Source organism: Halomonas kalidii, assembly GCF_030010475.1.
In the GTDB taxonomy this organism is placed as follows: Bacteria; Pseudomonadota; Gammaproteobacteria; order Pseudomonadales; family Halomonadaceae; genus Halomonas; species Halomonas heilongjiangensis.
Genome location: NZ_JASCQN010000052.1, coordinates 186,837 through 211,980 on the forward strand (window position 1 = coordinate 186,837; position 25,144 = coordinate 211,980).

A 25,144-nucleotide genomic window follows, 5' to 3' on the forward strand; every position below is an offset into this window, starting at 1 on the left:
GTGCGCCCGACTTCAGGCGACCTTTTCTGGGAGAGATCGAGATGCCCGACTATCAGGCCCCCCTGCGCGACCTGCGCTTCGTGATGGACGAGATGCTGGACTACCCGGCCCACTACGCCCGCCTGTCCGGCGGCGAGGAGGCCACGCCCGACGTGGTCGCCGCCATCCTCGAGGAGGGCGCGCGCTTCGCCCGCGAGGTGTTGCTGCCGCTGAACCAGAGCGGTGACCGGGAGGGCTGCCTGCTGGAGGGCGGCGAGGTCAAGGCGCCCAAGGGCTTCAGGCAGGCCTATCAGCAGTACGTGGAGGGTGGCTGGCCGAGCCTGGCCGCCGACCCCGAGCACGGCGGCCAGGGGCTGCCCCACTCGCTGGCCATGGTGCTCTCCGAGATGATCTGCGCCACCAATCTGGCCTGGGGCATGTATCCCGGGCTCTCCCACGGCGCCGCCGATGCCCTGCGCCATCACGGCACCGAGGAGCAGCAGGCCACCTACCTGACCAAGCTGGTGGAAGGCGTGTGGACCGGTACCATGTGTCTGACCGAGCCGCACTGCGGTACCGATCTGGGCCTGATCAAGACCCGTGCGGTGCCGAAGGCCGATGGCGCCTTCGACATCACCGGCACCAAGATCTTTATCTCCGCCGGCGATCATGATCTGGCCGAGAACATCGTCCACCTGGTGCTGGCCAAGCTGCCGGACGCCCCGGAGGGCTCGAAGGGCATCTCGTTATTTGTAGTGCCCAAGTTTTTACCGGATGCCGACGGCAATCCGGGCGAGCGCAACGGCGTGGCCTGCGGCTCGCTGGAGCACAAGATGGGCATCCACGGTAACGCCACCTGCGTGATGAACTTCGATGGGGCCCGCGGCTTCCTGGTGGGGCCGCCCAACAAGGGCCTGGCCTGCATGTTCACCATGATGAACGCCGCCCGCCTGGGCGTCGGCATCCAGGGCCTGGGGCTGACCGAGGCGAGCTTCCAGAATGCCCTGGCCTATGCCCGCGACCGCCTGCAGATGCGTGCGCTCTCCGGCCCCCAGGCACCCGAGAAGCCCGCCGACCCGATCATCGTCCACCCGGACGTGCGCCGCATGCTGCTGACCCAGAAGGCCTTCGCCGAGGGCGGTCGGATGCTGGTGCTCTATACCGCCCAGATGCTGGACATCGTCGAGCATGGCCAGGACGCCGCCGAGCGCGAGCGGGCCGAGACCCTGCTCGGCCTGCTGACGCCCGTCGTCAAGGCGTTCCTCACCGAGGTCGGCTTCGAGGCGACCAACGAGGGCGTGCAGGTCTTCGGCGGCCACGGCTTCATCCAGGAGTGGGGCATGGAACAGTTGGTGCGCGATGCGCGCATCACCCGCCTCTACGAGGGCACCACCGGCATCCAGGCCCTCGACCTGCTGGGCCGCAAGGTGCTGATGAGCCAGGGCGAGAGCCTCAAGGTCTTCACCAGGGAGATCCACAAGTTCTGCCAGGCCGAGGAGGGCAACGGCGGGCTGGCCGAGTTCGTCACGCCGCTGGCCAAGCTCAATACCGAGTGGGGCGAGCTGACCATGGGCATCGGCATGAAGGCGATGCAGGATCGCGAGGAGGTGGGTGCGGCGAGCGTCGACTACCTGATGTACGCCGGCTACGTGACCCTGGCCTACCTGTTCGCCCGGGCGGCGAAGCTGGCCAGCGCCATGCTGGCCGAGGGCACCGATGAGGCCGCCTTCTACCAGGCCAAGCTCGACACCGCGCGCTTCTACTTCCAGCGCCTGCTGCCGCGCACCCGCGCCCACGCCGCCATGATCCAGGCCGGCGCCGGCTCGTTGATGGCGCTCTCCAGCGAAGACTTCGGCCGCGGCTTCGAGATCTGATACCTCTCTCTCGATCGGGAACGATCGGTGGCTTGGCGGTGGGCATCTTGCCCGCCGCTTTTTTTGCGTGTGCCGTAGCGTCGATCGAACGCTATCGATCCCCTGCCGCCGGTGATGCCTCCGTGGCCGCTCCCCTTGCACTACGCTTGGTCATGACCGGAGGCAGAAGGGGAGGGAGGCCTTGTACCCGCACGACGACATGAGCATCGACCGGTTCCGCGCGCGTCTCGCCGCCGGCGAGAGCCAGCCGCTGGATTGGTGGCATCTCTGCCGCGAGCGTATCGCAGCACGCGAGCCCGAGGTGCAGGCCTGGGAGGTGCTCGCCCCGCGCACACCCGAGCCTCCCGCCGCCGGGCTGCTGCGCGGGGTGCCCGTCGGGCTCAAGGACATCATCGAGACCCGCGACCTGCCCACCGCCTGGGGCACCGGCGGCTACCTCGGCACGCCGGGTTCGCTGGTCGATGCCGCCCTGGTCACGCTACTCGAGCGGCAGGGGGCCTTGATCATGGGCAAGACCGTGACCACCGAGCTCGCCTACTTCACCTCCGGCAAGACCCGCAATCCCCATGATCTCACGCGGACCCCGGGCGGCTCCTCGAGCGGCTCGGCCGCGGCCGTGGCCGCCGGCATGGTGCCGCTGGCCTTCGGCACCCAGACCGCCGGCAGCATCATCCGCCCGGCGAGCTACTGCGGGGTATTCGGCTTCAAGCCGACCTTCGATGCGGTGAGCCTCGCCGGGATCAAGTCCTTCGCCCCGTCGCTGGATACCCTGGGCTGGTTCGCCAACCATATCGAGGATATCTGCACGACCTTCTCGGCGCTGACCCGGGCACCGGCCATCGACGCCCTGCCGACCCTCGATGGCGTACGGGTCGGGGTGAGAAGCCTGCCGAGCGACCGGGTGCTTGACGCCGACGTGCAGCGGGCGCTGGCCCGCACGCGGATCCGGCTCGAGCGACTGGGGGCCAATGTCGTCCCGCTGCCGCTGGACGAGCGGTTCGCCGCCCTGGTCGAGTACCAGAAGGAGGTCATGGCCTACGAGGCGGCACAGACCCTGGCCAGCGAGCACCGGCAGCATGCCGACAGCATGGGCCCTCGGCTGGTGGCGCTGATCGAGGAGGGGCAGACGCTGCCCTATGCACGCTACCGGCAGGCGCAGCAGGCGGCGAACGAGCTGCGCCAGGTGCTGTCCCGGTTCTTCGTCGACGAGGTGGACGTGATCCTCGCCGCCAGTGCCCAGGGGGTGGCGCCCGAGGGACTCCAGGCGACCGGCGATCCGCTGTTCTGCCGCGCCTGGACGCTGCTCGGCGTGCCCTGCCTCAACCTGCCGCTGGGCCGCGGTCACCAGGGGTTGCCGGTGGGGGTGCAACTGATCGGCGACCGTTTCCAGGACGACCGGCTGCTGGCGATCGCCCGCTGCCTGATGCAGGTCCGTCCCGGCTAGCCGCCTGTCGGATTCGACCGATCGTCGCGAAAGCCCGGGTTTCGCAGCAGATCAGCGTCGAGCCCGACAGGCGGCTCCAGGCGGTGCGCGTCCAGTCACGCAGCGTACTTGCGCCGGTGTAGCTCGCGCACCTGCTGGTCGAGGCCGGGCACCGGCCCCTCGACCTCCAGGCCGGGGACGACCTCCCGGATCGGTAGGGGGCGCACCGGTGGCGGGGGCGTGCCGAACTCCTCCAGCCAGCCGACGAACTGTGCCGCCGAGCTGGCGTAGACGATGCGGCCCAGGCCGACCCAGCCATGCGCGGCGGCGCACATCGGGCAGTGCTCGCCGGAGGTGTACACGGTGGCGGCGGCTCGCTGCTCGGGGGTGAGGTGCTCGGCGGCCCAGCGGGCCAGGGCGAACTCCGGGTGGCGGGTGCTGTCGCCGCCGGCGACACGGTTGTGGTCCTCGGCCAGCACCGTGCCGTCGGCGCCGACCAGCACCGAGCCGAAGGGCTCGTCCCCGGCCTCCAGGGCCTCTTCCGCCAGGGCCACGCAGCGCCGCAGGTGCTGCATGTCCGTCTCGTCGATCATTCGGGTTTCCTCCGTGCTGTCGCCCGTCCGCGCTGCTGGCCGAAGGCCGCGGCACGGACGGCGGGGGGCGAAGCCGTCGAGGCAGGCGGATGCACCGCCTCCGAGTTGCACTATAGCCTCCGCCGCAGGGAAGCGGGACACATCGCCATCTCCCTGGAATCGGTGATGGCACGCCGATGCCGTGATAGGTTCGAAGGGGGAGCAGGCGCACAAGCGGTGTTGACGTGGCCGCGCTGTCTGCAGACATCCTTTGGTAAGCCGTGGCTGGAGGTCCGTCGATGCCTGAAGGGCAAGGCAGGGGGTGGAGAGCGCTCGCGTGGAGCCACGCACATCTGGCCCTGGCGGTGCTGGTGGTGCTGCTCTGGTCGCTGCTGGGGGACCGGCTCGCCGGTCTGCTGTTCCTGCCGGCCTGGGTGCTGGTCACCCAGCTGATCGCCGCCGGCAGCCTGGAGGCCGCCCGGCTGCGTCGCCGTGCCTGGCTGGACCAGTACCTGCGTGACGATTCGCCCTGGCACCGCTGGCTGCGCGGCGGGGCGCTGATGGTGGCCCGTCACCAGTTGCTGGGCGCCTGCCTGGCACTGCTGCTGCTGGTGCAGCTGCGCCTGCTGGCCTGGGGCGACTGGCCACTGCTGCTGTTCGCGGTGGTCGGGTTGGTGGTGCTGCGCAATGGCCTGCGTCGTCGCCTGGCGCGGCATGTCATCGGCGAGCATCTCCCGGCGGTGACGCGGCGCCTGGTGGTGGTGCCCGCCGCCGGCCTGCTGACCCTGGCGCTGGTGGTCGCGGCCCTCTGGTTGCCCCAGCCCTATCTGGTGGGCCTGGGCTGGGAAGAAGCGCTGCTGCGGCACCTGCAGGGGCGCGACGCCGCTTCGCTGCTCGGTTTCTTCGAGCGGCTGGGCAGCGCCGTGGAGCTCACCCAGTACTGGGCCATGCAGAACGCGGTGGAGAGCCTGCGGCTCGGCGCTCCCCTGGCGCTGCTGGGCTGGCTGCTGCTGTTGCTGACCCAGAGCGCCTTCGCCTGGGCCTATGTCCGCCTGTTGATCGGTGCCGACGCGCTGCGCCGGGAGGGCCGCCGGTCAGCTCCCGTAGCGTCGCGTCTACGTGGCGAGGAGGAGACCCCATGAACTCGGCCCGAGGCACCCGGGCCATGGCCGGGTGGCGAATGAGCGGCTGGCGAGGCTGGGTCGCCTCCCTGCTGGCGGTCATGGCGCTGATGCTGCTGCTCGACCTCGGCCATCGCCTGCTGCAGGGCCGCACCGAAGCGCCGCTATTCCGGGTGGTGGTCAACGGCGAGTCACTGCTGCTCGATGCCGAGACCCACGCCGAGTTCGGCCGGGACCTGGACCGACTCACCGCACGACTGCAGCAAGACGTGGCGGCCGGGATGCAACCCTGGGTCGACGAGCGACTGGAGGCGGCGTTCGCGACGCTGGAGGCGGCGGTGCCGGGGTATCTCGACTGGTACTACTCGCTGTCCGGCAGCTACCTGCGGCTGGGCATGGCGGTGGCCGGCGAACTGGAGGACTGGCTGGACGCGCAGCGCCACGAGCGCCTGATCGCCGCCAGCGGGGTCGAGGAGGACCTGGCCGAGCTGGAGGCGGAGTATCCGCAGCGGCTGGCCCGGGTGCAAGAGGGGCTGATGCAGGGCGCCGCCCAGCGGCTTCTCCGGGAGTACGCCCCACGGCAGGCGGCGCCGGCAGGGGAGGGTGAAGGCCCCGTCCATGCCCTCGATCTCGACCTGGTGCTGCAACGGGCGCTGCACGACAGCCTGGACGCCACGCGCTGGGGCACCGCCACCCTGGGCGGTGCCGGCATCGGCCTGGTGGCGGGCCGCGCCCTGGCCCAGCGGCTGGGGGCCGGAGCCGCCGCGCAGGGCAGCCGGATGGCCATGCGCAGCCTGCTGGCCCGCCTCGGCACCAATACCGCCCGCTCGCTGGCGTCGGGCGGCGCGGTGGCCGCCGCCACGGCGCCCACCGGTCCCGGGGCCATGTTGATCGGCACGGCCACCGCCGCGGTCTCGCTGGCCGGCTTCGTCGGCAGCGAATACGCGCTGCTCAAGGTCCAGGAGGCCCATTACCGGCCCGGGATGGAAGCCCAGCTTCACGAGGAGATCGACCGGGCCAGGGAGGAGCTGGCCCACTCGCTCGAGGACCTGGCCACGGGCAGTACCATGACCTTGGCCTCGCGAATGGAACATCATGCCGGCGAGGCCGAGGAGAGTGAGCAGATGCCCGAGGAGTACCGGATCTTCGGCACTCGGGGCGATTGAACGGGACCCCCGCCTCGCCTGGCGTGAAAGCGGGGAAGACGGCCAGCCCTTGCGGAGCCGGTCGCGCTCGGGTCAGAGGGCACTGTGCGCGCAGGTCACCGATGGATTGAAGGGCGCGAGGCTGCCGTTGCTGTTGTCGACGAACCAGACATGTTGGTCGTAATGCGGCTCGAAGCCGTGCGCCTCGTCGAGCTCCGTGGCCGGGTCATCGGCCATGGGATCCCAACTGCGGTCGGCGAAGCTCGGGGCCTCGGTATGGCCCGCTTCCTCCCACGCCTTACGGAATACCAGGTTCTCGACTCCGACCAGCACCAGTGAGTCATCTTCCCGGGGTTCATAGAGCAGGATGGCCGGCTCGAGGAAGTCGGTGTGGATGCCGGTGCCGTCGACCCGTGGCCCGGTCGCCGTGATGCCCAACAGGCCCGGGTGCAGGTAGTGGATGCCCATGCCGCCCAGCTCGGCATGCAGGCCATGGGCCCCGGCCATCACGCATTCGCCCGACGGGTCTGGAATGTACCCTTCCGCCAGGGCGACATTCACATCCTCGAACCGCTCCACGGCGACGCGGATCGATTCGATCAGCTCCGTGACCTCATCGGCCTGGGCGTTTCCTGCCAGGGGGCCGGACAGCGCGAATCCGGCGGTGATGGCACCTCCCAATACGACTGCTCCACGCATGTGACTGTCCTCCACGGGCATCGAGTACGCCGAGCCCCGGCAGCCCTGCCGTTCGGCACCGGCCTGCCCGAGCGGGCCCCTTGCAGGGAGAGTGAAACCGCCGAGGGGTCCTGTGCTCATCATATTCAAGGCGCCATCTCGTCGACGCGTGATTTTTTCCCTTCTTGGGTTTCAGGGAAATGCTCAAGGGAGAGGCGAAATGCTGAGCGCCGATCGTCATTCCCGGTGGGTGGCAGTGTCAGCCTCGGCGCGTCACTTCGAGGGGAGCAGTGCCGTTACCCATACCAGGGCCAGGTCGGCCATGGCCCCGTCGTCCAGGCCCTGCGTATCCAGTGAGGCCCAGGTGGTGAAGGCGAGGGCGTGGTGGAGCGTGGCGGCGAGCCGGGTATCGGTGCTCGCGCCGAAGCCTTCGATCAGATTGTCGCCTACTCGACGCAGGTGGGCACGAAACTCTGCCATGGGGCCCTGCAGCGCCGGCACGGCCGACTCGTCCCGGTGTGCGGCGGCCCACATGCGCTCGGTACCGCGATAGTAACGATAGAAGGCGGCCAGCGCCGCACGGGTACGCGCCGGCCCGGGCTCGAGGTCGGCCCAGTCGGTCGGATCGGGAGGCGGGTACTGTTCCAGCCAGTGTTGGGTGCAGGCCTGGAACACTGCCGTTTCGTCGGGAAAGTGGCGGTAGACGGTCAGCCGCTGCACGCCGGCGCGTTCGGCGATGGCGCTGATCGTCGTGGCGCGTGGGCCGATCTCCTCGTGCAGCTGCATGGTCGCCTCGACGATCCGCAGCCGGGTCTCTTCCCGCGATTCCGCGCGCTTGCGCTGGGTATAACGGCGTCTGGTGGTCATTCAGTGAACATACATGTTCATTCAACTATTGACAAGTGAGGTCGGCGGGCTTAAATGTCGCTTGTGAACAATGGTGTTCACTCAAAAAAAGAGGGGGTGCCGCATGACCAACAACGACAACATGACCATCAGTCACGACGCCGTAATGCTGGAATGCCAGGCGGCCGGGAGCGACTGGCGGGTGTTGCCCGCCTTCCTGCCGGTTCCGGGGCTGGGTGGGCTGGCCGTCAACGCCTTCCTGCTGAAGGGGGCCGAGCCCGTGCTGGTCGACACCGGCCTGGCGACGCTGGGGGAGGCCTTCGTCGAGGCGCTGGAGGCGGAGATCGATCTCGACGACCTGCGCTGGATCTGGCTGAGCCATACCGATGCCGACCATATCGGGAATCTTGCGCGCATCCTCGAGCGCGCGCCCCGGGCCAGGGTGGTCACGAACTTTCTCGGCATGGGCAAGATGGGCATGCTCGGGCACGACCTCTCCCGGGTGCAGCTGCTGGAGCCGGGGGCAAGGCTCGAGCTCGGCGATCGCAGCCTGGTGCCGCTGCGGCCACCGTACTACGACGCACCGGAGACGCTGGGGTTCTTCGACACGCGCTCCGGCACCTGCTTCGCGGCCGACAGCTTCGGCGCCCTGCTGCCCGAGACGGCCACCCCGCTCGAGGAGGTCGATGCGGATGCACTGCACGATGGCCTGGTGGCCTGGTCGTCCATCGATGCGCCCTGGCTCGCGACGGCAGACCGCGAGGCGCTGGGGCGTACACTCTCGTCGCTGCGGCGGCTCGAGCCGACGACGCTGTTGTCGGGCCATCTACCCGTCGCCTGTCAGGGTGTCGAGCGTCTCACTGCCTTGGTGCACGACGCCTGGTGCGTCGGCCCCAGCTCCGGCATTGCGCCGGACTCCATGGAGGCCGTGGCGGCGGAGCATGGCCTTGGCAGCCGGGGCCCGGTCATGCCGTCTTCCATTTGATGTTGCAGCCCATCGATGGCTTCTGGTCGGCGTCCGGCGACTGACCGGCCAGCACGGCATCGGCGGCGGCACGCAGGTCGGCCCCGGTCACCGGGGTCTCCTTGCTCGGCCGGCTGTCGTCGAACTGGCCGCGGTAGACGAGCCGGTGGTCGGCATCGAAGAGGAAGAAGTCCGGTGTGCAGGCGGCCTGGAAGGCGCGGGCCACGTCCTGGCTCTCGTCCACCAGGTAGGGAAAGCCGTAGTTCCGAGAGCGGGCCTCCTCGATCATGCGCGTCGGGCTGTCGTCGGGATGGCTGTGGAAGTCGTTGCTGTTGATGGCGACCACGGCGAGGCCGCGTTCGCCATACTCTCGGGCGAAGTCGGCGAAGGCATCGGCAACGTGCTTGACGAAGGGGCAGTGGTTGCAGATGAAGGCCACCAGCAGCGGCTGGCCCTGGAAGTCGGCGCTGTCAATCTCCGTGCCGTGGGGGTCGGGAAGGCGGAAGGGCAGCAAGGGACTACCGAGCTCGGCCATGTTCGAGGGCGTCAGGGACATGGGGAAGGCCTCCTGTAGTGCTTGAAGGATAGTCTCAGGGTAACAGAAGGCGCCGCTGGAGTCGGCCGGCCGGGCCTGTCTAAACTTGATCAGGCCAAGGCCGGTTACGAAGGCGAGAAGTGCAGCGCCCCTTCCTGCAGGCGTGCAGGCAGGCGGATAGTTGAATTCGCGGACCTCTCGCTGGTCCATGGGAGGATAACGAGCGACGGGGCGACACAGGGAGGAGGTGACGGATATGAGCGTGCAGCAGGTAACCGAAGCGGAACTGCTGGCCCGAGTCGAGCGCTGCATGGCCGGCGAGCGACTGGTGGTCGAGCATGAAGGCAAGCGTTTCTCGGCCCGAGTACAGCATGTCGGCTCCACCGGGGTGAAGGTCATTCCGGAGACGGCGTTGCAGGGCAGCCACGGAGCGCCCGGCGACATGGACGGCTTCATGGTCTCGTTCGGTGAGATCATGGAAGTCGAGATCGGCGGCGTCACCTATCGGTGGCGGTGAGTCGCAGGCTGGCTCAGGGGGGCGGTGGGTAGCCGAGCTCGGCGCCGAGGCGAGCGGCGTGGGCCGAGATCCAGCTCGGGTCGAAGGGCCCCCAGTCGCGAATCACATAGCGGCCGATGTTGTGCCGCTCGCCGGCGTCCTTTTCGAACTCGCAGACGATGTCCAACTCGGCCAGGGCGCCCAGGGTGTCCTGGGCGGTGCGTCGTGGCATGCCGGTGGTGGCCATGATCGCCGGTACGCTGGTGACGCCGCTGTCGACCAGGTGGGCGACGTAGAGGCGTCGGTAGAAGCTGGACTGGGTCTTGGTGAGTGGCATGATCGGCCCCTGGCTGTCGCGGGTCACTCGGAGACGAGCCTGCAAGAGTAGTCGAGCCGAAGTGCGTCGGCAACAGGATCCGATCGACAGCGACGTTTCCACTCCCGCTTGTTAGAGATCAAGGCCTTCCCCCGAGAAGCTACCATGCTGTGATGAGGGGCTGTGTCGGGGGGCGAGCAGGGTGCCGCCCCGTCGCCGGGTTCATGAGGGAGAGTAGCGATGACCTGGAATGTGTTCGTGATCGGGTTCGATGAGCTGAGCAGGCGGCTGCTCCGGCATCTGGAGCACGGTGAGGACTATGCATTCCACGCCTTGCTGTCGCTCGACGAAGTGGTGCAGGCCGACGAGTACCGGTTCGATCGCCTGGTGGCTGACGCCCTGGCGGAGCTCCGGCGGTTTCCCGGTTCGGTGGATGCCATCGTCGGTTACTGGGACTTCCCCACCAGCGCGCTGGTGCCGGTGTTGCAGCAGCGGCTCGGGCTGCGAGGTCCTTCCCTGGAGGCCGTTCTGAAGTGCGAGCACAAGTACTGGAGCCGCCTCGAGCAGAAGAAGTCGGTCCCCGAGTGCGTTCCGCTCTTCCAGGCGGTCGACCCCTTCGACGAGCATGCCGTCGAGACGATCCATATCGACTATCCCTTCTGGATCAAGCCGGTGAAGGCCCACTCTTCCCACCTCGGCTTCCATATCGAGGATGCTCGGCAGCTGCAGGAGGTATTGCCCCTGATCCGCGCGGGAATCGGCCGTTTCGGCACCCCCTTCGATGAGGTCACGGCGCATGCCGACCTGCCCGACGAGATTGCCGCGGTGAGCGGCCAACACTGCATCGCCGAGTCCATCATCTCTTCCGGCCGCCAGTGCACCCTGGAGGGCTATGTCCAGCACGGCGAGGTCCATCTCACCGGCGTGGTGGACAGCATACGCGACGCTTGGTATCGCTCGGTCCTGCTGCGCTACGAGTATCCCTCGCGGCTGCCCGACCCGGTGCAGCAGGACATGCTTGCCATCACCCGGCGCGTCATCGCGCAGATCGGCTACGACGCCGCGCCATTCAACATCGAGTTCTATCATGATACCCAGAGCGACCGCCTCTGGGTGCTGGAGATCAATTCCCGGATTTCACGTTCCCATGCAGCGCTCTTCCAGCTGGTCGACGGGGCTCCCCAATTCCAGGTGATGGTCGACGTGGCACTGGGGGTCGAGCCGCGCATGCCGCACCGCGAAGGTCGCTATGCCGTCGCGGCCAAGCAGATGCTGCGGGTCTTCGAGGACGGCATCGTGTGCCGCGTGCCATCGGCGGAGGAGATCCGGCGCGTCGAGCAGGTCTTTCCGGGCACGACGGTCGAGATCAACGTCCGCGAGAGGATGCGGTTGTCGGAACTGCTCCATCAGGACTCCTTTTCCTGGGAGCTCGGGGTGCTGTTCACCGGGGCCGACACCCATGACGAACTGCTTGCCCGGATCGCGCGATGTGTGGAGATGCTGCCGTTCGACATCGCGCCGCTTCCCGACGAGGCGGTGAGCTGAGTCGACGAGAGGGTGTCGGGGCGGCCAGCCACCCGGGTTGATGGAGGGGCCTGATGAGAGTCGTGACCGATTTTCCCCATCGCGTCGAGTGTCATGATCCGGTCTGGATTCCCATGGCCGATGGTATCGCGCTCAATGCTCGCCTCTGGCTGCCGGAGGGGGCCGAGGCCTCGCCGGTGCCGGCCATCCTCGAGTACATACCCTACCGGCTGCGCGACGGCTCCGCGCGGCGCGACGTCATGCACCATCATTACTTCGCCGGCCACGGCTATGCGTCGATCCGCGTCGATATCCGCGGTAGCGGCGACTCCGGTGGCGTGCTGACCGACGAGTACCTGGAGGAGGAGCTGGCGGACGGCGAGGCGATCCTGCGCTGGCTCGCCGACCAGCCCTGGTGCGACGGCAATGTCGGCATGATCGGCATCTCCTGGGGCGGCTTCAACGGCCTGCAACTGGCGGCCCGGCGGCCCCCCGAGCTGAAGGCCGTGGTCAGCGTCTGTTCCACCGACGACCGCTACGCCGACGATGTGCATTACATGGGCGGTTGCCTGCTGGGCGACAACCTCTCCTGGGCTTCGACCATGTTCGCCTACAATTCGCTGCCCCCGGACCCGGCGGTAGTCGGCGACCGCTGGCGCGAGATGTGGCGTGAGCGGCTGGAGGGCAGCGGCCTGTGGCTCGCCACCTGGCTGGTGCATCCACACCGCGATGCCTACTGGCAGCACGGCTCCATCTGCGAGGACTTCTCACGGGTCGAGGTGCCGGTGCTGGCTGCCAGTGGCTGGGCGGATGGCTACTCCAACGCGGTCAAGCGGTTGGTGGAGAACCTGCCCGGCCTCTGCAAGGGGTTGATCGGCCCCTGGAGCCACAAGTATCCGCACCTGGGCGAGCCCGGCCCGGCCATCGGCTTCCTGCAGGAGTGTCTGCGCTGGTGGGAGCAGTGGCTCAGGGGGGAGGAGCGGGGGGTGGCCGGCGATCCGGCGATCCGGGTCTGGATGCAGGACAGCATGCCGCCGACCACCCGCTATGGTCACCGCCCCGGCCGCTGGGTGGCGGAGCCATGCTGGCCGTCACCCACTGTCACTCCCTGGCGGCTGCCCCTGGCCCCGGGGCGGCTGATGCTCGATGGCAAGGACCGTGGCGACGAAACCGCGCTGACCCTGCAGTCACCGTTGACCTGCGGCCTCTTCGCCGGCAAGTGGTGCTCCTATGCCGCGGGGCCCGACCTGGCCCACGACCAGCGCCAGGAAGACGGTGGCGCCCTGATCTTCGACAGCCCGCCGCTGGACGACACCCTGGAGATCATGGGGGCCCCCCAGCTGGAGCTGGAGTGTTCCGCCGATCGTCCCGTCGCCATGGTGGCGGCGCGCCTCTCTGACGTGGCACCGGACGACAAGGCCACCCGGGTGACCTACGGTCTGCTCAACCTGACCCACCGCGACGGGCACGAGGCGCCCTCGGTGCTGGAGCCCGGCCGTCGCTACCGCGTCAGGGTGGCGTTCAACGACGTGGCCCAGGTGTTCCCCCGTGGTCATCGGCTGCGCCTGTCGATCTCCACCTCCTACTGGCCACTGGCCTGGCCTCCACCCGAGCGCGTGCGGCTGACGATCTTCGACAAGGGGAGCGCCCTGCACCTGCCCGTGCGCCCGCCGCGTGGCGAGGATGACCGCCTGGTCCCGTTCGCTGAGCCGGAGGCGGCCCCGACCATCGCCACCACGCGTCTCGAGCCCGGGCATCACAACTGGTATGTGCATCGTGACCTGGCCGAGGATCTGTCGACCCTCGAGGTGATCAACGACAATGGCCGGGTGCGGCTGGAGGATTCCGGCCTCGAGGTGCAGACTCGGGCGGTGGAGCGCTATCGCTCCCGGGCCGACGATTTCGGGTCCATCAGTGGCGAGACGCGCTGGGACCGCTCCCTGAAGCGGGGGGATTGGGAAGTCAGCACGGTGACGCGCACCGTGNGTGCTGACTTCCGACGCCGGGACCTTCCACCTTCATGCGACCCTGGATGCCTATGAGGGGGAGCGGCGGGTATACTGCCGCAGCTGGGATGTCACCATCCCGCGCCGGCTGGTGTAGCGACCGGGGTCACCGCTCAGCGCTTGAGGAACCAGCCCTTCATGACGTCGGTGATGCGGCGCATGTCGGCATCGTCGGTGATATAGGCGGGCATGGTGTAGAGCCAGCGGCCGATGGGACGCAGCCAGACGCCCTGCTCGCGGGCCCAGTGGCCCACGCCGGCAAGTTCCGCGTCGTCGCGGGTCTCGATCACCGCGGTGGCGCCGAGCACCCGCACGTCCCCGACCGCGGGATGGGCAGCGAGCGTCGCGTCCTCGAGCAGCTCATCGCGCAGCACGCGATTGAGTCCGGCGATGCGGCCCAGGTAGTCCTCTTCCTCGAACACCGCGAGGCTCTCCAGCGCCACCCGGCAGGCCAGCGGATTGCCCATGAAGGTCGGGCCATGCATAAAGGCATGGTGGGGGCTGTCACCGACGAACGCCTCATGCACCCGGTCCGTGGCCAGGGTCGCCGCATGGCCGAGATAGCCCCCGGTGAGCCCCTTGGAGAGCACCATGATGTCCGGCGTCACGTCGGCATGGTCGGCGGCGAACAGCTTCCCCGTACGGCCGAAGCCGGTGGCCACCTCGTCGAACACCAGCAGCACGTCGAATTCGTCGCACAGCTCGCGTGCGCCCCTGAGGTAGTGGGGCGAGGTCATGTTGAGCCCGCCGGCGGCCTGCAGCAGGGGCTCCATCAGCAGGGCGGCGATCTCGTGGTGGTGGGCCTCGAGCACCGCGCGCAGGGCGTCGAGGTCGGCCCGGACCGCTTCCGGCTCGGCGTCGAAGGGTGCAGTGGGGGCCGGGGCGAAGTGATGCCGCGGCAGGTAGCCGGCGAACAGCGAGTGCATGCCCTCCTCGGGGTCGCACACCGCCATGCAGCCGGCGGTATCGCCATGGTAGGCCTTCATCAGCGAGAGCAGGCGATGCTTGCCGGGCCTGCCGCGCAGCTGGTGATACTGCACGGCCATCTTCATCGCCACTTCCATGCCCACCGAGCCACTGTCGGAGTAGAAGACGTGGTTCAGCCCCGCCGGGGTGATCCTGACCAGTTCCCGGGCCAGGCGGTCGGCGGGCTCGTGGGTCAGGCCGCCGAGCATCACGTGGCACAGCTCGCCGGCCTGCTCGCGGATCGCTGCCACCAGCCGCGGGTGGGCATAGCCATGGATCATGCACCACCAGGAGCAGGTGGCGTCGAGCAACGACTCGCCGCTTTCCAGGGTGAAGCGCGGCCCCGTGCCGCCGACCACCTTGGGCGCCGGCGATTGGGTCTTGAGGTGGGCATAGGGATGCCAGACGGGGGACGTCATGCGGGCCTCCGGGGGACGAGGGTGGCGAACAGGGTCGGGCGAGCGGAGCGAAACGCCGGGGACGCTAAGGCGCCGTGCTTTCCCGGGGGAAGACGGACATTCGCTTTTGAAATCGAGGAGCTGAAATGGTGCGGATGGGGAGACTTGAACTCCCACGCCCGAAGGCACCAGAACCTAAATCTGGCGTGTCTACCAATTCCACCACATCCGCACGGTCGGGCAGGCGTCCACATTGTACGGACGGGCCTTCGCAAGTCAATCGACATCGGGCAGCACCAGGTGGTCGGCGGTGGCTTCGGCCAGCGCCCGGGGGCTTCTCGCCGCGAGGCGTGGCACCACGCCCAGGCAGGGGCTGGGCAGCCGATGGGTCAGGGTCGCCAGGTTGTCGCGGTACAGCTCGCGGTCGGATGCGAAGGCGGGATCGAGCAGGTTGCCCACCCAGCCGGCGAGGGGCTGGCCGTCGGCGACGATCGCCTCGGCGGTGAGGCGGGCGTGATTGAGGCAGCCGAGCTTCAGCCCCACCACCAGGATCACCGGCAGGCCGAGACGCCCGGCGAGGCCCGCGAGATCCTCGTCCTCGTTGAGCGGGACCCGCCAGCCGCCGGCTCCCTCGACCAGCGTCAGGCCGCGCGCGAGGGCGAGCATGGGCCGCAGAGGATCGACCAGGTCGTCGAGGCCGAGGGCGACGCCCGCCCGGCGGGCGGCCAGGTGCGGGGCGATGGCGGGGGCGAAGGCGAAGGGGTTGATCGCCGCGTAGGGCTGGGCCGGCGCACATTGGGCCTGCAGCGCCAGGGCATCGGCGTTGCGCAGTCCGTCGGCGGTGCGTTCACAGCCCGAGGCGATGGGCTTGAGCCCGAGCGTGCTCAGGCCGCGGCGGCGCGCCAGGGCGAGCAGGCCGGTGGTGACCAGGGTCTTGCCGGCGTCGGTATCGGTACCGGTCACGAAGTAGGCGGGCATCTCAGCGCTCCAGCACCAGGGTCAGCAGCCGGTAGGAAACGGGCAGGCCGTCGGGCTCGCGCAGGGCCTCGTAGCGTCGGCGGGCCCGGGCCAGGTCGGCGCGGGTGAGCCGTTCGCCGCGGGCGGCCTGGGCGCCGATGCCCTTGATCGAGGCCATCACCGCGGCCAGGTCCGGGTAGTGGAAGCGGCGGGTGGCGGCCTCCACCGTGACGCCGGTGAAGCCCGCCAGCCGGGCCGCCGCCAGGTGGCGCTCCCGTGAGCGGAACGCCAGCAGGGCGGCGGGCTGCCCGGGGTGCGACCAGGCCTCGTTCACCTCGGTCAGGGTGCCCGGCCCCAGGGTGTTGATCAGTGCGCACCCGCCCGGGCGCAGTACCCGGTGGAGTTCGCCGAGCACCGCTTCCAGGTCGGGGCACCACTGGATCGCCAGGTTGGAGAACACCAGGTCCAGGCTGGCATCGGACAGCGGCAGGGCGGCGGCGTCGCCGCACAACCAGCCGGCTCGCGCCCCGTGGCGCGTCCTGGCCACCTCGAGCATGCCGGGCGCCAGGTCGAGCCCGGTCACCCGGCAGCCGGGGCCATGGCGGTCCGCCAGGCGGGCGCTCCAGTGGCCCGGCCCGCAACCCAGGTCGAGTACGGCCCGGGCCGGTCGGGCCGGCAGCCGGGCCCAGAGTGCCTCGCCCATGGCCTGCTGGGCGTGGGCGAGGCGCTCGTAGCGGTCGGCGGCGCGGGAGAAGGCGTGCGCCACCCGGCGTTGCCAGTCCGGGGGCGGCGGCTGTGGCGAGTGAGCGGTCGAGGCGGTCATGTGGGGCACTCCTCGGTCGGGGCCGGCGCCCGGGCGATGCGGGCGAGACACGCCGCCAGGGCGTCGGGTTGCGACAGCATCGGGCAGTGACCGGCGCCGGCGAGCCGTTGCTCGGCGGACGCGCGCAGCGCGGGAGCGAGCAGCGGATCCCGTTCGCCGGCGATGCGTCGTACCGGGCAGGGCGAGGCGTCGAGCCGGGCCGAGACATCCAGGGTGGCGAGCCGTTCGAGGCCGGCGGCCAGGGTGGCGGCTTCGGGCCCCGGCTCCCGGCCGATCAGGTCGATCAGGCGGCGGTGAGCGGCTCGCGGAGCGGGTTCGCCCTGTAGCTGCCAGCGCAGGAAGTGTTGCCGGGTGGCCTCGCCGTCGCGGGCGAAGGCGCGCCGGAAGGCGGCGAGCTCCTGCGGTGGGATGCCGCCCTCGGTACAGAAGCGTGGTCCCATGCCGAGCAGTACCAGCGCCCGGGGGGCGGGCAGGTGGTCGAGCAGGGCGGCGGCGAGCAGGCCGCCCAGCGACCAGCCGACCCAGACGGCATCCGCGGGCAGGTCGCCGGCCATGGCCGCGGCCAGGGCGGCGAGGTCGTCGGGATCGTCGAGGCCCGGGCACGCCCCATAGCCGGGCCAGTCGGGGGTGGTCACCTCGAGGCCGGCCGGCCAGTGGGCCTCGAGCGGGCGCCAGATGCGGGCGTCGATGCCCCAGCCGGAGAGCAGCACCAGGCGGCTCATGGGGCGACCCCGTCCCGGCCGCCGTCAGCGTCCGCCTGGAGCGCGGCCAGCGCCTCGAGCAGGGCGTCGAGGTCGGCATCCGTGTGGGCGGCGCTGAGGGTGATGCGCAGCCGTGCCTGGCCAGGGGGGACGGTGGGCTCGCGGATGGCGCCGACCAGCAGTCCCCGTTCGCTCAAGCGCCCGGCCCAGCGCATGACGCGCTCGCTGTCGCCCAGCACCAGCGGCTGGATCGGCGTGTCGGAGTCGGCCAGCGGCAGGCCGAGTCGGGCCGCCTCGGCGCGGAAGCGCCGGATCAGGCTCGCCAGCCGGGTGCGGCGTTCGGGCTCGACGGCAAGGATGTCGAGCGCCTCGAGCGTCGCCGCAGCGACCCCGGGCGGCTGGGCGGTGGTATACACATAGGGTCGGGCGAACTGGATCAGGTGCTCGATCAGTGCGCGGCTGCCGGCCACGAAGGCGCCCCCGGTGCCCAGCGCCTTGCCCAGGGTGCCGACCAGCACCGGCACCCGGTCGATGCCGTGGGCGCGGCCCACGCAGCCGTCGCCGTGGCTGCCGAGCACGCCGAGGCCGTGGGCATCGTCGATCATCAGCCAGGCGCCGTGGCGCTCGCTGGTCGCGGCGAGGCCGGCGATGTCGGCCACGTCGCCATCCATGCTGAACACCCCGTCGCTGACCACCAGCCGGAGCGCCTCTTCGGGGGCGCGGGCCAACAGTCGCTCGAGATCCTCGAGGTCGCGGTGGTGGAAGCGCCGCGAGCGGGCACCGGCGAGAGTGGCGCCGTCGAGCAGCGAGGCGTGGTTGAGCCGGTCCTGGAAGACCTGGGTCCGGCCGTCGCAGAGCGCCTGGAGGGTGCCGAGGTTGGCCATGTAGCCGGTGGAGAAGAGCAGCGCCGCCGGCCGGCCGGTGAGCGCCGCCAGGCGCTCCTCCAGGGCCTCGTGCACCTCGAGATGGCCGCTGACCAGGTGCGAGGCCCGGGCGCCGGCGCCGAAACGCCGGGCGCCGGCGGCCTGGGCCTCCGCCAGTCGCGGGTCCCGGGCCAGGCCCAGGTAGTCGTTGCCGGCGAAGTCGAGCACACCCTCGGAGGTGTGACAGCGCCGCGTGCGCCACAGCCCGCGGGCCCGGCGTTCGCCCACCCGCTCGGCGAGCCACGTCGTCCAGTCGCTGCGTGGTGCCAGCATGCGGACCTCAGGCCTCGGTGGCGGCAGTGGCGTCGTAGGCCAGGGCGGCGGCCCGGGCCTGGCCGGCCTGGCGCGCCATGGCGGCCTCCAGCGTTTCCCGCTGGCGGTCGTCGTCGGCACAGGTCTCGCGGCGTTCGGGGTGGAGGCCGAGCTTGGCGAACAGCGCCCGGTCCTGCTCCACCTGGGGGTTGGACGTGGTCAGCAGCTGGTCACCGTAGAAGATCGAGTTGGCCCCGGCCAGGAAGGCCAGCGCCTGGGTCGATTCGTTCATCTGCTCGCGACCGGCGGAGAGGCGCACATGGCTCTTCGGCATCAGGATGCGGGCCACGGCGATGGCGCGGATGAAGTCGATGGGATCGAGATCCTCCGCGTTCTCCAGCGGGGTGCCGGGGACCTTGACCAGCATGTTGATCGGCACCGACTCGGGGTGTGGCTCGAGCTTCACCAGTTGCTGGAGCAGGGCGGCCCGGTCGCGGGGCGCCTCGCCCATGCCCAGGATGCCCCCGGAGCAGACCTTCATGCCGGCCTCGCGCACGTTGGCCAGGGTCTCCAGGCGATCGCCGTAGGTGCGGGTGGTGATGATCTCGCCGTAGTACTCAGGCGAGGTGTCGAGGTTGTGGTTGTAGTAGTCGAGCCCGGCCTCGGACAGGCGCCTGGCCTGGTCGGAGTCGACCATGCCCAGCGTCATGCAGGTCTCGAGCCCCAGCGCCTTGACCCGGCCGACCATCTCCAGCACCACCTCGAGGTCCCGCTCCCGCGGGCTCTTCCAGGCCGCGCCCATGCAGAAGCGGCTGGCGCCGGCCTCCTTCGCCGCCCGGGCCTGTGTCACCACCTTCTCGATCTCCAGCAGCTTCTCCTTGCCGAGCCCGGTGTTGTAGTGGCCGGACTGCGGGCAGTACTTGCAGTCCTCGGGGCAGGCGCCGGTCTTGATCGACAGCAGGGTGGAGACCTGCACGGCATTGGCATCGAAGTGGGCGCGGTGCACCTGCTGGGCGCGGAACAGCAGGTCGTTGAAGGGCAGGGCGAAGAGCGCCTCGATCTCGTCGAGGGTCCAGTCGTGGCGAACCGCCGGAGAGGTGGCTAGGGTCAGGGTGTCGGCGCGAGTATCGGCGAAAGAGTCGTGCGGCACGGAGGACATGGCAGGCTCGCTTATGGTCAACTTTGTCGGAATCACCAGGTTGTCGGACAGCTTACGGGCTCGACGGGGCTTGTCAACCGCATGGATCGATCTGGTTGACGGCGCCCTGCGTCGGGCGCTGCCGGGCCGCTGCGCGTTCTGCCTGGCCCCCGGCAGCGACGGCCACCCCTGGTGCGAGGCCTGCTTCGCGTCCCTGTCCTGGAACCTGCCGGCCTGCCCGTGCTGCGCCGAGCCCCAGCCGGGGCAACTGGCCGGGCGCCGCTGCGGAGCCTGCCTGCGCCTGCCGCCGGCCTACGACCGGGCGCGGGTCCCGCTGCGCTATGAGGGTGAGGTCGCCGGCCTGGTGCGGCGCTTCAAGTTCCACGCTTCGCCGCGAGCGGGCGCGGTGCTGCTCGACCTGCTGACGGCCGGGTTGCCGGCCGAGGCACTGGCCTGGCCCGCGGCCGTGGTGCCGGTGCCGCTGCACCCCCGGCGGGCCCGGGAGCGGGGCTTCGACCAGGCGGGCTGGCTGGCCCGGCGCCTGGCGAGGCGGTCGGGGCGGCCGCTGATCGAGGCCGAGCGGCGGCGCGACACCCGCAGCCAGCGCGGCCTCGATCGCCGCGAGCGGCGGGCCAACCTGCGTGGCGCCTTCCGGGTCGAGGCCGCGCTGCCATCCGGGGTGGTGTTGGTCGATGACGTCATGACCACCGGCGCGACCCTGGACGCCCTGGCGGCGGCCTGTCGCCGCGCCGGCGCCGAGCGGGTGGAGGTCTGGGCGGTGGCGCGCACCCCGTTGCACCTCCACCTCTGATAGGATGCACGCTTTCCCCCTTCGGAGCGCCCATGGCCACCACTACCCATCCCTTCGCCCGCCTGGAGCCCGCCCGGATCGTGGCGGCGGTGGAGTCGCTCGGCCTGTGGCTGCCCGGCGAGCCCTTCGCGCTGAACAGCTACGAGAACCGCGTCTTCCTGGTGCACGACGAGGAGCGGCGCCGCTGGGTGGTCAAGTTCTATCGCCCCGAGCGTTGGAGCGATGCCCAGATCCAGGAGGAGCATGACTTCCTGGCCGAGCTCGAGGCGGCGGGGGTGGCGGTGGCGGCGCCGTGGCGCAACGAGGCGGGCGAGAGCCTGCATCGCGCCGAGGGGTTCCGCTTCGCGCTCTACCCCCAGTTGCCGGGACAGGCCCCGGAGCTCGAGAACCCCGCCCATCTGTTCGTGCTGGGCGAGCTGATCGGTGCCGTCCATGAAGTGGGGCGGCGCTCGACCTTCGCCCACCGCCAGACCCTGGACCTGGACGCCATGGTGGTCGAGGCCCGCGAGCGGGTGCTGGGCAGCGCCTGGCTGGATCGTCGCCAGCGCCGGGCCTACGAGCGGATCACCGATACCCTGCATCGGCAGCTGGCGCCCCATGCCTGGGCGCCCGGGCGGGCGATCCGCGTCCATGGCGACTGCCATATCGGCAATATCCTGGGGCGCGACGAGCACTTCGCCCTGGTCGACTTCGATGACTGCCTGATGGCGCCCGCGGTGCAGGACCTGTGGATGCTGTTCACCGCCGAGCGCGACGAGGAGCGCCAGATGCAGCTCTCCGAGGTGATCGAGGGCTACGAGCAGCACCTGGACTTCGACCGCGGCGAGCTGGCGCTGGTGGAGCCGCTGCGCACCCTGCGGCTGTTGCGGCACAGTGCCTGGCTGGTGGCGCGCTGGGACGATCCGGCCTTTCCGCCGGCCTTCCCCTGGCTGGCTGACGCCGGCTACTGGGACGGGCATATCCGCATGCTGGAGCAGCAGCGGCAATTGCTGGAGCAGAAACCCCGCTGGCTGGCGTGATGTTCACCGCCCCGGAACGCACGACGCTCCCCGAAGGGAGCGTCGTGGCGGGGCGCGGAGGGGCAGGCCTCAGTCGTCGTCGGGATCCGGTGCCTCGGCGGGCAGCGGGTTGGCGACGCCGGCCCCTTCGGCCTGGCGGCGCTGTTCGTTGATCTGCGCCGACGGGTTGTCCTGCTGCTCGATGGCGAGCCCCTCGGCAAACTGCAGCAGGAAGCCCACGGACGGCTCCAGCGCACAGCGACCCTCGTCGCAGGCGGCGGCCACGCCGTAGCTGCCGTCCTCTCCGTAGGCGGCGGCCGAGATCTCGCCGCTGTAGATCTCGCTGTCGCTGCCGTCGGTCTCGATGCAGGTCAGGGCCTTGGCGGTGAGGCGGATGCGTTCACCGTCCAGGCGGGCATCGCCGATCACCACGCAATACTCCGGTAGCTGGTGGGTGGCGTTGCCGTCGGCGACCGGTCGCAACACGATGTCGTCGTGACGCGGCTCGTCCTGGCTCAGGTGCAGGGGGTCGATGACCTGGAATTCGACCCGGGCGTCGCTGGGGAGCTCCAGGGTGGCGCCGAGCGCCAGGGACGGAATCAGCAGGGCCGCGGCCAGCAGCAGGGTGGGGGTCTTGATCATGTCGGCTCTCGAGGATGACTGGGGCACAGCATGAAGGGAGTCTTATTCTACCATAGTGGTCGGGGGCGAGCAGCCGTGGCGCTGCTGCTGCCGGCGCGACATACTGTCACCCCGATGCCGGCGGGGGCCTGCGCATGGCCCCTGCCTTGCGCTAGAATGCAGGGTTCGTGGATGCCGTGATTGTACATTCTCCCGTCTATGTATAAATTCCGTAATGGAAATGCCGCCTGGCATGTCGCTGCCGGCGGCCAGCGGAACCGATGACCCTCACCACTGACTGCGTGCACCACGACAACCGACAACGCCATGGGGCCCGACGATGACCGAAGAACTCGCCAACCACTATCGCCAGATCATCCTCGAACTGGGGGAGGATCCCGAGCGGGAGGGCCTGCGCGACACCCCGAAACGGGCCGCCAAGGCCATGCAGTTTCTCAATCATGGCTACAACCAGTCCCTCGAGGAGATCGTCAACGGTGCCGTCTTCGAGTCGGAGACCGACGAGATGGTGCTGGTCAAGGACATCGAGCTCTACTCCATGTGCGAGCACCACCTGCTGCCCTTCATCGGCAAGTGCCATATCGCCTACCTGCCCAAGGGACGTGTACTGGGCCTGTCGAAGTTTGCCCGCATCGTCGACATGTACGCCCGCCGCATGCAGATCCAGGAGAACCTGACCCGACAGATCGCCGAGGCGGTCCAGCAGGTCACCGGGGCGAGTGGCGTGGCGGTAGTGATCGAGGCCCGTCACCTGTGCATGATGATGCGTGGCGTGGAGAAGCAGAATTCGAGCATGACCTCTTCGGTGATGCTGGGGGGCTTCCGCGACAACCAGCCGACCCGCCAGGAGTTCCTGACCCTGGTCAACGGCCGCTGAGCCCCGCTGCGCAAGGAGTCCTGCCATGCCGCTGCACGCCATCGACGACCAGCACTTCGACCATGACCTGGCGACCATTCGCCTCAAGAACCTGCGGCTGCGTACCCATATCGGCATCAAGGACGATGAGCTCCACAATCGCCAGGACGTGGTGATCAATGCGGTGATCCGCTATCGCGCCGACAAGGCGGTGGCGTTCAACCATATCGAGCAGGCGCTGAACTACCGCACCATCACCAAGCAGGTGATCGCCCATGTCGAGGACCACCGCTTCCTGCTGCTGGAGCGCATGACCCGCGAGGTGCTCGATCTGATCATGGCCCACGAGCAGGTACTCACCGCTCAGGTCGAGATCGACAAGCCCAATGCGCTGCGCTTCGCCGACTCCGTCTCCATTACCCTCTCCGAGTCCCGCGAACCACGCCGCCCGCGCTGAGTCCGTCGCGGTAGCATGCCGAAATGGATTGGCTTCGGTGCAGGGGGGCCTTTACGCTTAGCATGAAGGTAAACCGACAACGGACCGCAGATGCGGCAGGAGACGAACATGCAAGCCCTCAAGGAAACGCAGCTCTATTGCCCCTTCGCCTATATCGACGGCAGTTGGGTCGCCGCCGACAGCGGTGAGCAGATCGACGTGCTCAACCCGGCCACCGGCGAGAGCATGGGCAATGTGCCGCGCCTGGGGCGGGTCGAGACCGAGCGCGCCATCGCCGCCGCCGATGCCGCGCTGCCGGCCTGGAAGGGGCTGACCGCCCAGGAGCGTGCCGACATTCTGATGAAGTGGCACGACCTGATGCTCGAGCACCAGGACGACCTGGCCATGATCATGACCCATGAGCAGGGCAAGCCGCTCAAGGAAGCCGCCGGCGAGATCGCCTATGCGGCGAGCTTCCTGCGCTGGTTCGCCGAGGAGGCGAGGCGCATCTATGGCGAGACCGTTCCCGCCGCCAAGCCCAGCCAGCGCATCGTGGTGACCAAGCAGCCGGTGGGTGTGGTGGGGGCCATCACGCCCTGGAACTTCCCGGCGGCGATGATCACCCGCAAGGCCGGAGCGGCGCTGGCGGCGGGCTGCACCGTCGTGGTCAAGCCGGCCAGCCAGACCCCGTTCTCGGCGACGGCCCTGGCGCTGCTGGCCGAACGGGCCGGCGTACCGCGCGGGGTGTTCAACGTGGTGCCGGGGCGTGCCGCCGAGATCGCCGCCGCGCTGACCGAGTCGCCGCTGGTGCGCAAGATCACCTTCACCGGCTCCACCGAGGTGGGTCGCCAACTGATGGCCCAGGCCTCGCAGCACATCCAGAAGATCTCGCTGGAACTCGGTGGCAACGCGCCCTTCATCGTCTTCGAGGACGCCGACCTCGACGCCGCGGTGGAAGGCGCCATGGCCGCCAAGTTCCGCAACGCGGGCCAGACCTGCGTCTGTACCAACCGCTTCCTGGTGCAGTCCAGCGTGGTCAACGCCTTCTGCGAGAAGCTCGCCGTGGCCATGAACAGCGAGCTCAAGGTGGGGAATGGCACCGAGGCCGGCATCAACATCGGGCCGCTGATCGACGACAACGCCGTCGCCAAGGTCAGCGAGCATGTCCACGATGCCGTGGACCACGGTGCCGAGCTGCTGCTGGGGGGGCACCCGCACCCGCTGGGCGGCAACTTCTTCACCCCGACTCTGGTCAGCTTCGCCACCAGCAGCATGAAGGTGGCCCACGAGGAGACCTTCGGCCCGCTGGCGGCGGTGTTCCCCTTCGAGGACGAGGAGGACGCCATCGCCATGGCCAACGACACCGAATACGGCCTGGCGTCCTACTTCTACTCCCGCGACCTGAGCCGCGTCTGGCGGGTGGCCGACGCCCTGGAGTACGGCATGGTGGGCATCAACACCGGGCTGATCTCCAACGCCGCCGCGCCCTTCGGCGGGGTCAAGGCCTCGGGCCTGGGTCGCGAGGGCGGCCACCAGGGGCTGGAGGAGTTTCTGGAGACCAAGTACCTCTGCATCGACCTGGGCTGATAGCGACCGAGGTCTGTAGGAGCTCGGCTCTGCCGGGCGATTGGCGCCGCAGGCGCCCCAGCGGTATCGAACGACCGTTGTGGCCTCCGCCCATCGCCCCGCGGAGCGTGGCTCCTACAGGATGAATCGCCCCCGCAATGGTGGCCAGCACCAAAAAACCCGCGACCTGGTTGGTCG

Annotated in this window: 25 protein-coding genes and 1 tRNA gene; 13 read left to right on the forward strand and 13 right to left on the reverse strand. The window is 69.6% G+C overall.

Features of this window, described 5'->3' with window-relative positions:
* Positions 1–41 precede the first annotated feature (41 nt).
* Positions 42–1,853: an acyl-CoA dehydrogenase C-terminal domain-containing protein gene (locus tag QLQ85_RS20160; protein WP_282740630.1), complete on the forward strand. Its 1,812-nt coding sequence runs from the start codon at positions 42–44 to the stop codon at positions 1,851–1,853.
* Between the two features lie 181 nt (positions 1,854–2,034).
* Positions 2,035–3,297, forward strand: a complete 1,263-nt coding sequence (locus tag QLQ85_RS20165) for an amidase (protein WP_282740631.1) — start codon at positions 2,035–2,037, stop codon at positions 3,295–3,297.
* Positions 3,298–3,392: 95 nt separating this feature from the next.
* Here the strand turns inward: QLQ85_RS20165 and QLQ85_RS20170 are convergent, their stop codons facing one another.
* The gene (locus QLQ85_RS20170; protein ID WP_282721544.1) at positions 3,393–3,869 is read right to left on the reverse strand and encodes a nucleoside deaminase; all 477 of its coding nucleotides are present in this window, start codon (positions 3,867–3,869) and stop codon (positions 3,393–3,395) included.
* 278 nt (positions 3,870–4,147) lie between these two features.
* On the opposite strand from QLQ85_RS20170, the gene QLQ85_RS20175 reads away from it, so the two are divergent.
* Positions 4,148–4,990 carry a hypothetical protein gene (locus tag QLQ85_RS20175; RefSeq protein ID WP_282740632.1) on the forward strand — a complete coding sequence of 281 codons (843 nt, stop codon included), beginning with the start codon at positions 4,148–4,150 and terminating at the stop codon, positions 4,988–4,990.
* Entirely contained in the window at positions 4,987–6,135 is a 1,149-nt protein-coding gene (locus tag QLQ85_RS20180; protein ID WP_282740633.1) for a hypothetical protein, read from the forward strand. Before QLQ85_RS20175 ends, QLQ85_RS20180 begins: the two co-directional genes overlap by 4 nt.
* Positions 6,136–6,207: 72 nt before the next feature.
* Here QLQ85_RS20180 and QLQ85_RS20185 read toward each other — a convergent pair whose 3' ends face one another.
* Both QLQ85_RS20185 and QLQ85_RS20190 read right to left on the reverse strand, forming a co-directional pair.
* The gene (locus QLQ85_RS20185) at positions 6,208–6,813 is read right to left on the reverse strand and encodes a hypothetical protein (RefSeq protein ID WP_282740634.1); all 606 of its coding nucleotides are present in this window, start codon (positions 6,811–6,813) and stop codon (positions 6,208–6,210) included.
* A gap of 252 nt (positions 6,814–7,065) precedes the next feature.
* Positions 7,066–7,659, reverse strand: a complete 594-nt coding sequence (locus QLQ85_RS20190) for a TetR/AcrR family transcriptional regulator (RefSeq protein ID WP_282740635.1) — start codon at positions 7,657–7,659, stop codon at positions 7,066–7,068.
* Positions 7,660–7,762: 103 nt separating this feature from the next.
* Here QLQ85_RS20190 and QLQ85_RS20195 point away from each other — a divergent pair, with 103 nt between their 5' ends.
* Entirely contained in the window at positions 7,763–8,623 is an 861-nt protein-coding gene (locus tag QLQ85_RS20195) for an MBL fold metallo-hydrolase (RefSeq protein ID WP_282740636.1), read from the forward strand.
* On the opposite strand, the gene QLQ85_RS20200 is transcribed toward QLQ85_RS20195, so the two are convergent.
* A complete protein-coding gene (locus tag QLQ85_RS20200; protein WP_282740637.1) occupies positions 8,604–9,158 on the reverse strand; it encodes a thioredoxin family protein in 555 nt (184 codons plus the stop codon). The two genes, QLQ85_RS20195 and QLQ85_RS20200, sit on opposite strands and share 20 nt — an antisense overlap.
* Positions 9,159–9,393: 235 nt before the next feature.
* Between QLQ85_RS20200 and QLQ85_RS20205 the strand changes: the two genes are divergently transcribed.
* A complete protein-coding gene (locus QLQ85_RS20205; protein ID WP_282721551.1) occupies positions 9,394–9,654 on the forward strand; it encodes a hypothetical protein in 261 nt (86 codons plus the stop codon).
* Between the two features lie 13 nt (positions 9,655–9,667).
* On the opposite strand, the gene QLQ85_RS20210 is transcribed toward QLQ85_RS20205, so the two are convergent.
* On the reverse strand, positions 9,668–9,970 hold the full coding sequence (locus QLQ85_RS20210; protein WP_282740638.1) for a winged helix-turn-helix domain-containing protein: 303 nt from the start codon (positions 9,968–9,970) through the stop codon (positions 9,668–9,670).
* A gap of 219 nt (positions 9,971–10,189) precedes the next feature.
* Here QLQ85_RS20210 and QLQ85_RS20215 point away from each other — a divergent pair, with 219 nt between their 5' ends.
* Positions 10,190–11,494 (forward strand): ATP-grasp domain-containing protein, encoded by a 1,305-nt coding sequence (locus QLQ85_RS20215; RefSeq protein WP_282740639.1) that lies wholly within the window; start codon positions 10,190–10,192, stop codon positions 11,492–11,494.
* A gap of 113 nt (positions 11,495–11,607) precedes the next feature.
* On the forward strand, positions 11,608–13,515 hold the full coding sequence (locus tag QLQ85_RS20220) for a CocE/NonD family hydrolase (RefSeq protein WP_456070619.1): 1,908 nt from the start codon (positions 11,608–11,610) through the stop codon (positions 13,513–13,515).
* A gap of 77 nt (positions 13,516–13,592) precedes the next feature.
* Here QLQ85_RS20220 and bioA read toward each other — a convergent pair whose 3' ends face one another.
* From bioA to bioB, 7 genes are all read right to left on the reverse strand, one after another.
* Complete coding sequence (gene bioA / locus QLQ85_RS20225) at positions 13,593–14,864, reverse strand: adenosylmethionine--8-amino-7-oxononanoate transaminase (protein WP_282740640.1); 1,272 nt, start codon at positions 14,862–14,864, stop codon at positions 13,593–13,595.
* A 126-nt stretch (positions 14,865–14,990) separates the two neighbouring features.
* Positions 14,991–15,075 (reverse strand) — tRNA-Leu (locus QLQ85_RS20230).
* A gap of 44 nt (positions 15,076–15,119) precedes the next feature.
* The gene (gene bioD, locus QLQ85_RS20235; RefSeq protein WP_282740641.1) at positions 15,120–15,821 is read right to left on the reverse strand and encodes a dethiobiotin synthase; all 702 of its coding nucleotides are present in this window, start codon (positions 15,819–15,821) and stop codon (positions 15,120–15,122) included.
* Position 15,822: 1 nt separating this feature from the next.
* Entirely contained in the window at positions 15,823–16,623 is an 801-nt protein-coding gene (locus QLQ85_RS20240) for a malonyl-ACP O-methyltransferase (RefSeq protein WP_282740642.1), read from the reverse strand.
* Positions 16,620–17,345, reverse strand: coding sequence for an alpha/beta fold hydrolase (locus QLQ85_RS20245; RefSeq protein WP_282740643.1), 726 nt, complete (start codon positions 17,343–17,345; stop codon positions 16,620–16,622). Before QLQ85_RS20245 ends, QLQ85_RS20240 begins: the two co-directional genes overlap by 4 nt.
* Positions 17,342–18,520 carry an 8-amino-7-oxononanoate synthase gene (gene bioF, locus QLQ85_RS20250; protein ID WP_282740644.1) on the reverse strand — a complete coding sequence of 393 codons (1,179 nt, stop codon included), beginning with the start codon at positions 18,518–18,520 and terminating at the stop codon, positions 17,342–17,344. The genes QLQ85_RS20245 and bioF overlap by 4 nt, the downstream gene beginning before the upstream one ends.
* Before the next feature lie 7 nt (positions 18,521–18,527).
* Complete coding sequence (bioB, locus tag QLQ85_RS20255) at positions 18,528–19,658, reverse strand: biotin synthase BioB (RefSeq protein ID WP_282740645.1); 1,131 nt, start codon at positions 19,656–19,658, stop codon at positions 18,528–18,530.
* A gap of 70 nt (positions 19,659–19,728) precedes the next feature.
* Here bioB and QLQ85_RS20260 point away from each other — a divergent pair, with 70 nt between their 5' ends.
* Positions 19,729–20,448: a ComF family protein gene (locus tag QLQ85_RS20260; protein WP_282740646.1), complete on the forward strand. Its 720-nt coding sequence runs from the start codon at positions 19,729–19,731 to the stop codon at positions 20,446–20,448.
* A gap of 32 nt (positions 20,449–20,480) precedes the next feature.
* Positions 20,481–21,467: a serine/threonine protein kinase gene (locus QLQ85_RS20265; RefSeq protein ID WP_282740647.1), complete on the forward strand. Its 987-nt coding sequence runs from the start codon at positions 20,481–20,483 to the stop codon at positions 21,465–21,467.
* A 69-nt stretch (positions 21,468–21,536) separates the two neighbouring features.
* On the opposite strand, the gene QLQ85_RS20270 is transcribed toward QLQ85_RS20265, so the two are convergent.
* Complete coding sequence (locus QLQ85_RS20270; RefSeq protein WP_282740648.1) at positions 21,537–22,088, reverse strand: hypothetical protein; 552 nt, start codon at positions 22,086–22,088, stop codon at positions 21,537–21,539.
* 319 nt (positions 22,089–22,407) lie between these two features.
* On the opposite strand from QLQ85_RS20270, the gene folE reads away from it, so the two are divergent.
* The 3 genes from folE to QLQ85_RS20285 all read left to right on the forward strand — a co-directional run bounded on the left by folE (position 22,408) and on the right by QLQ85_RS20285 (position 24,967).
* Positions 22,408–22,965 carry a GTP cyclohydrolase I FolE gene (folE, locus tag QLQ85_RS20275; protein ID WP_102628548.1) on the forward strand — a complete coding sequence of 186 codons (558 nt, stop codon included), beginning with the start codon at positions 22,408–22,410 and terminating at the stop codon, positions 22,963–22,965.
* Between the two features lie 25 nt (positions 22,966–22,990).
* Positions 22,991–23,401: a dihydroneopterin triphosphate 2'-epimerase gene (folX, locus tag QLQ85_RS20280; protein ID WP_102628547.1), complete on the forward strand. Its 411-nt coding sequence runs from the start codon at positions 22,991–22,993 to the stop codon at positions 23,399–23,401.
* Between the two features lie 108 nt (positions 23,402–23,509).
* A complete protein-coding gene (locus tag QLQ85_RS20285; protein WP_282740649.1) occupies positions 23,510–24,967 on the forward strand; it encodes an NAD-dependent succinate-semialdehyde dehydrogenase in 1,458 nt (485 codons plus the stop codon).
* Positions 24,968–25,144: the final 177 nt, after the last annotated feature.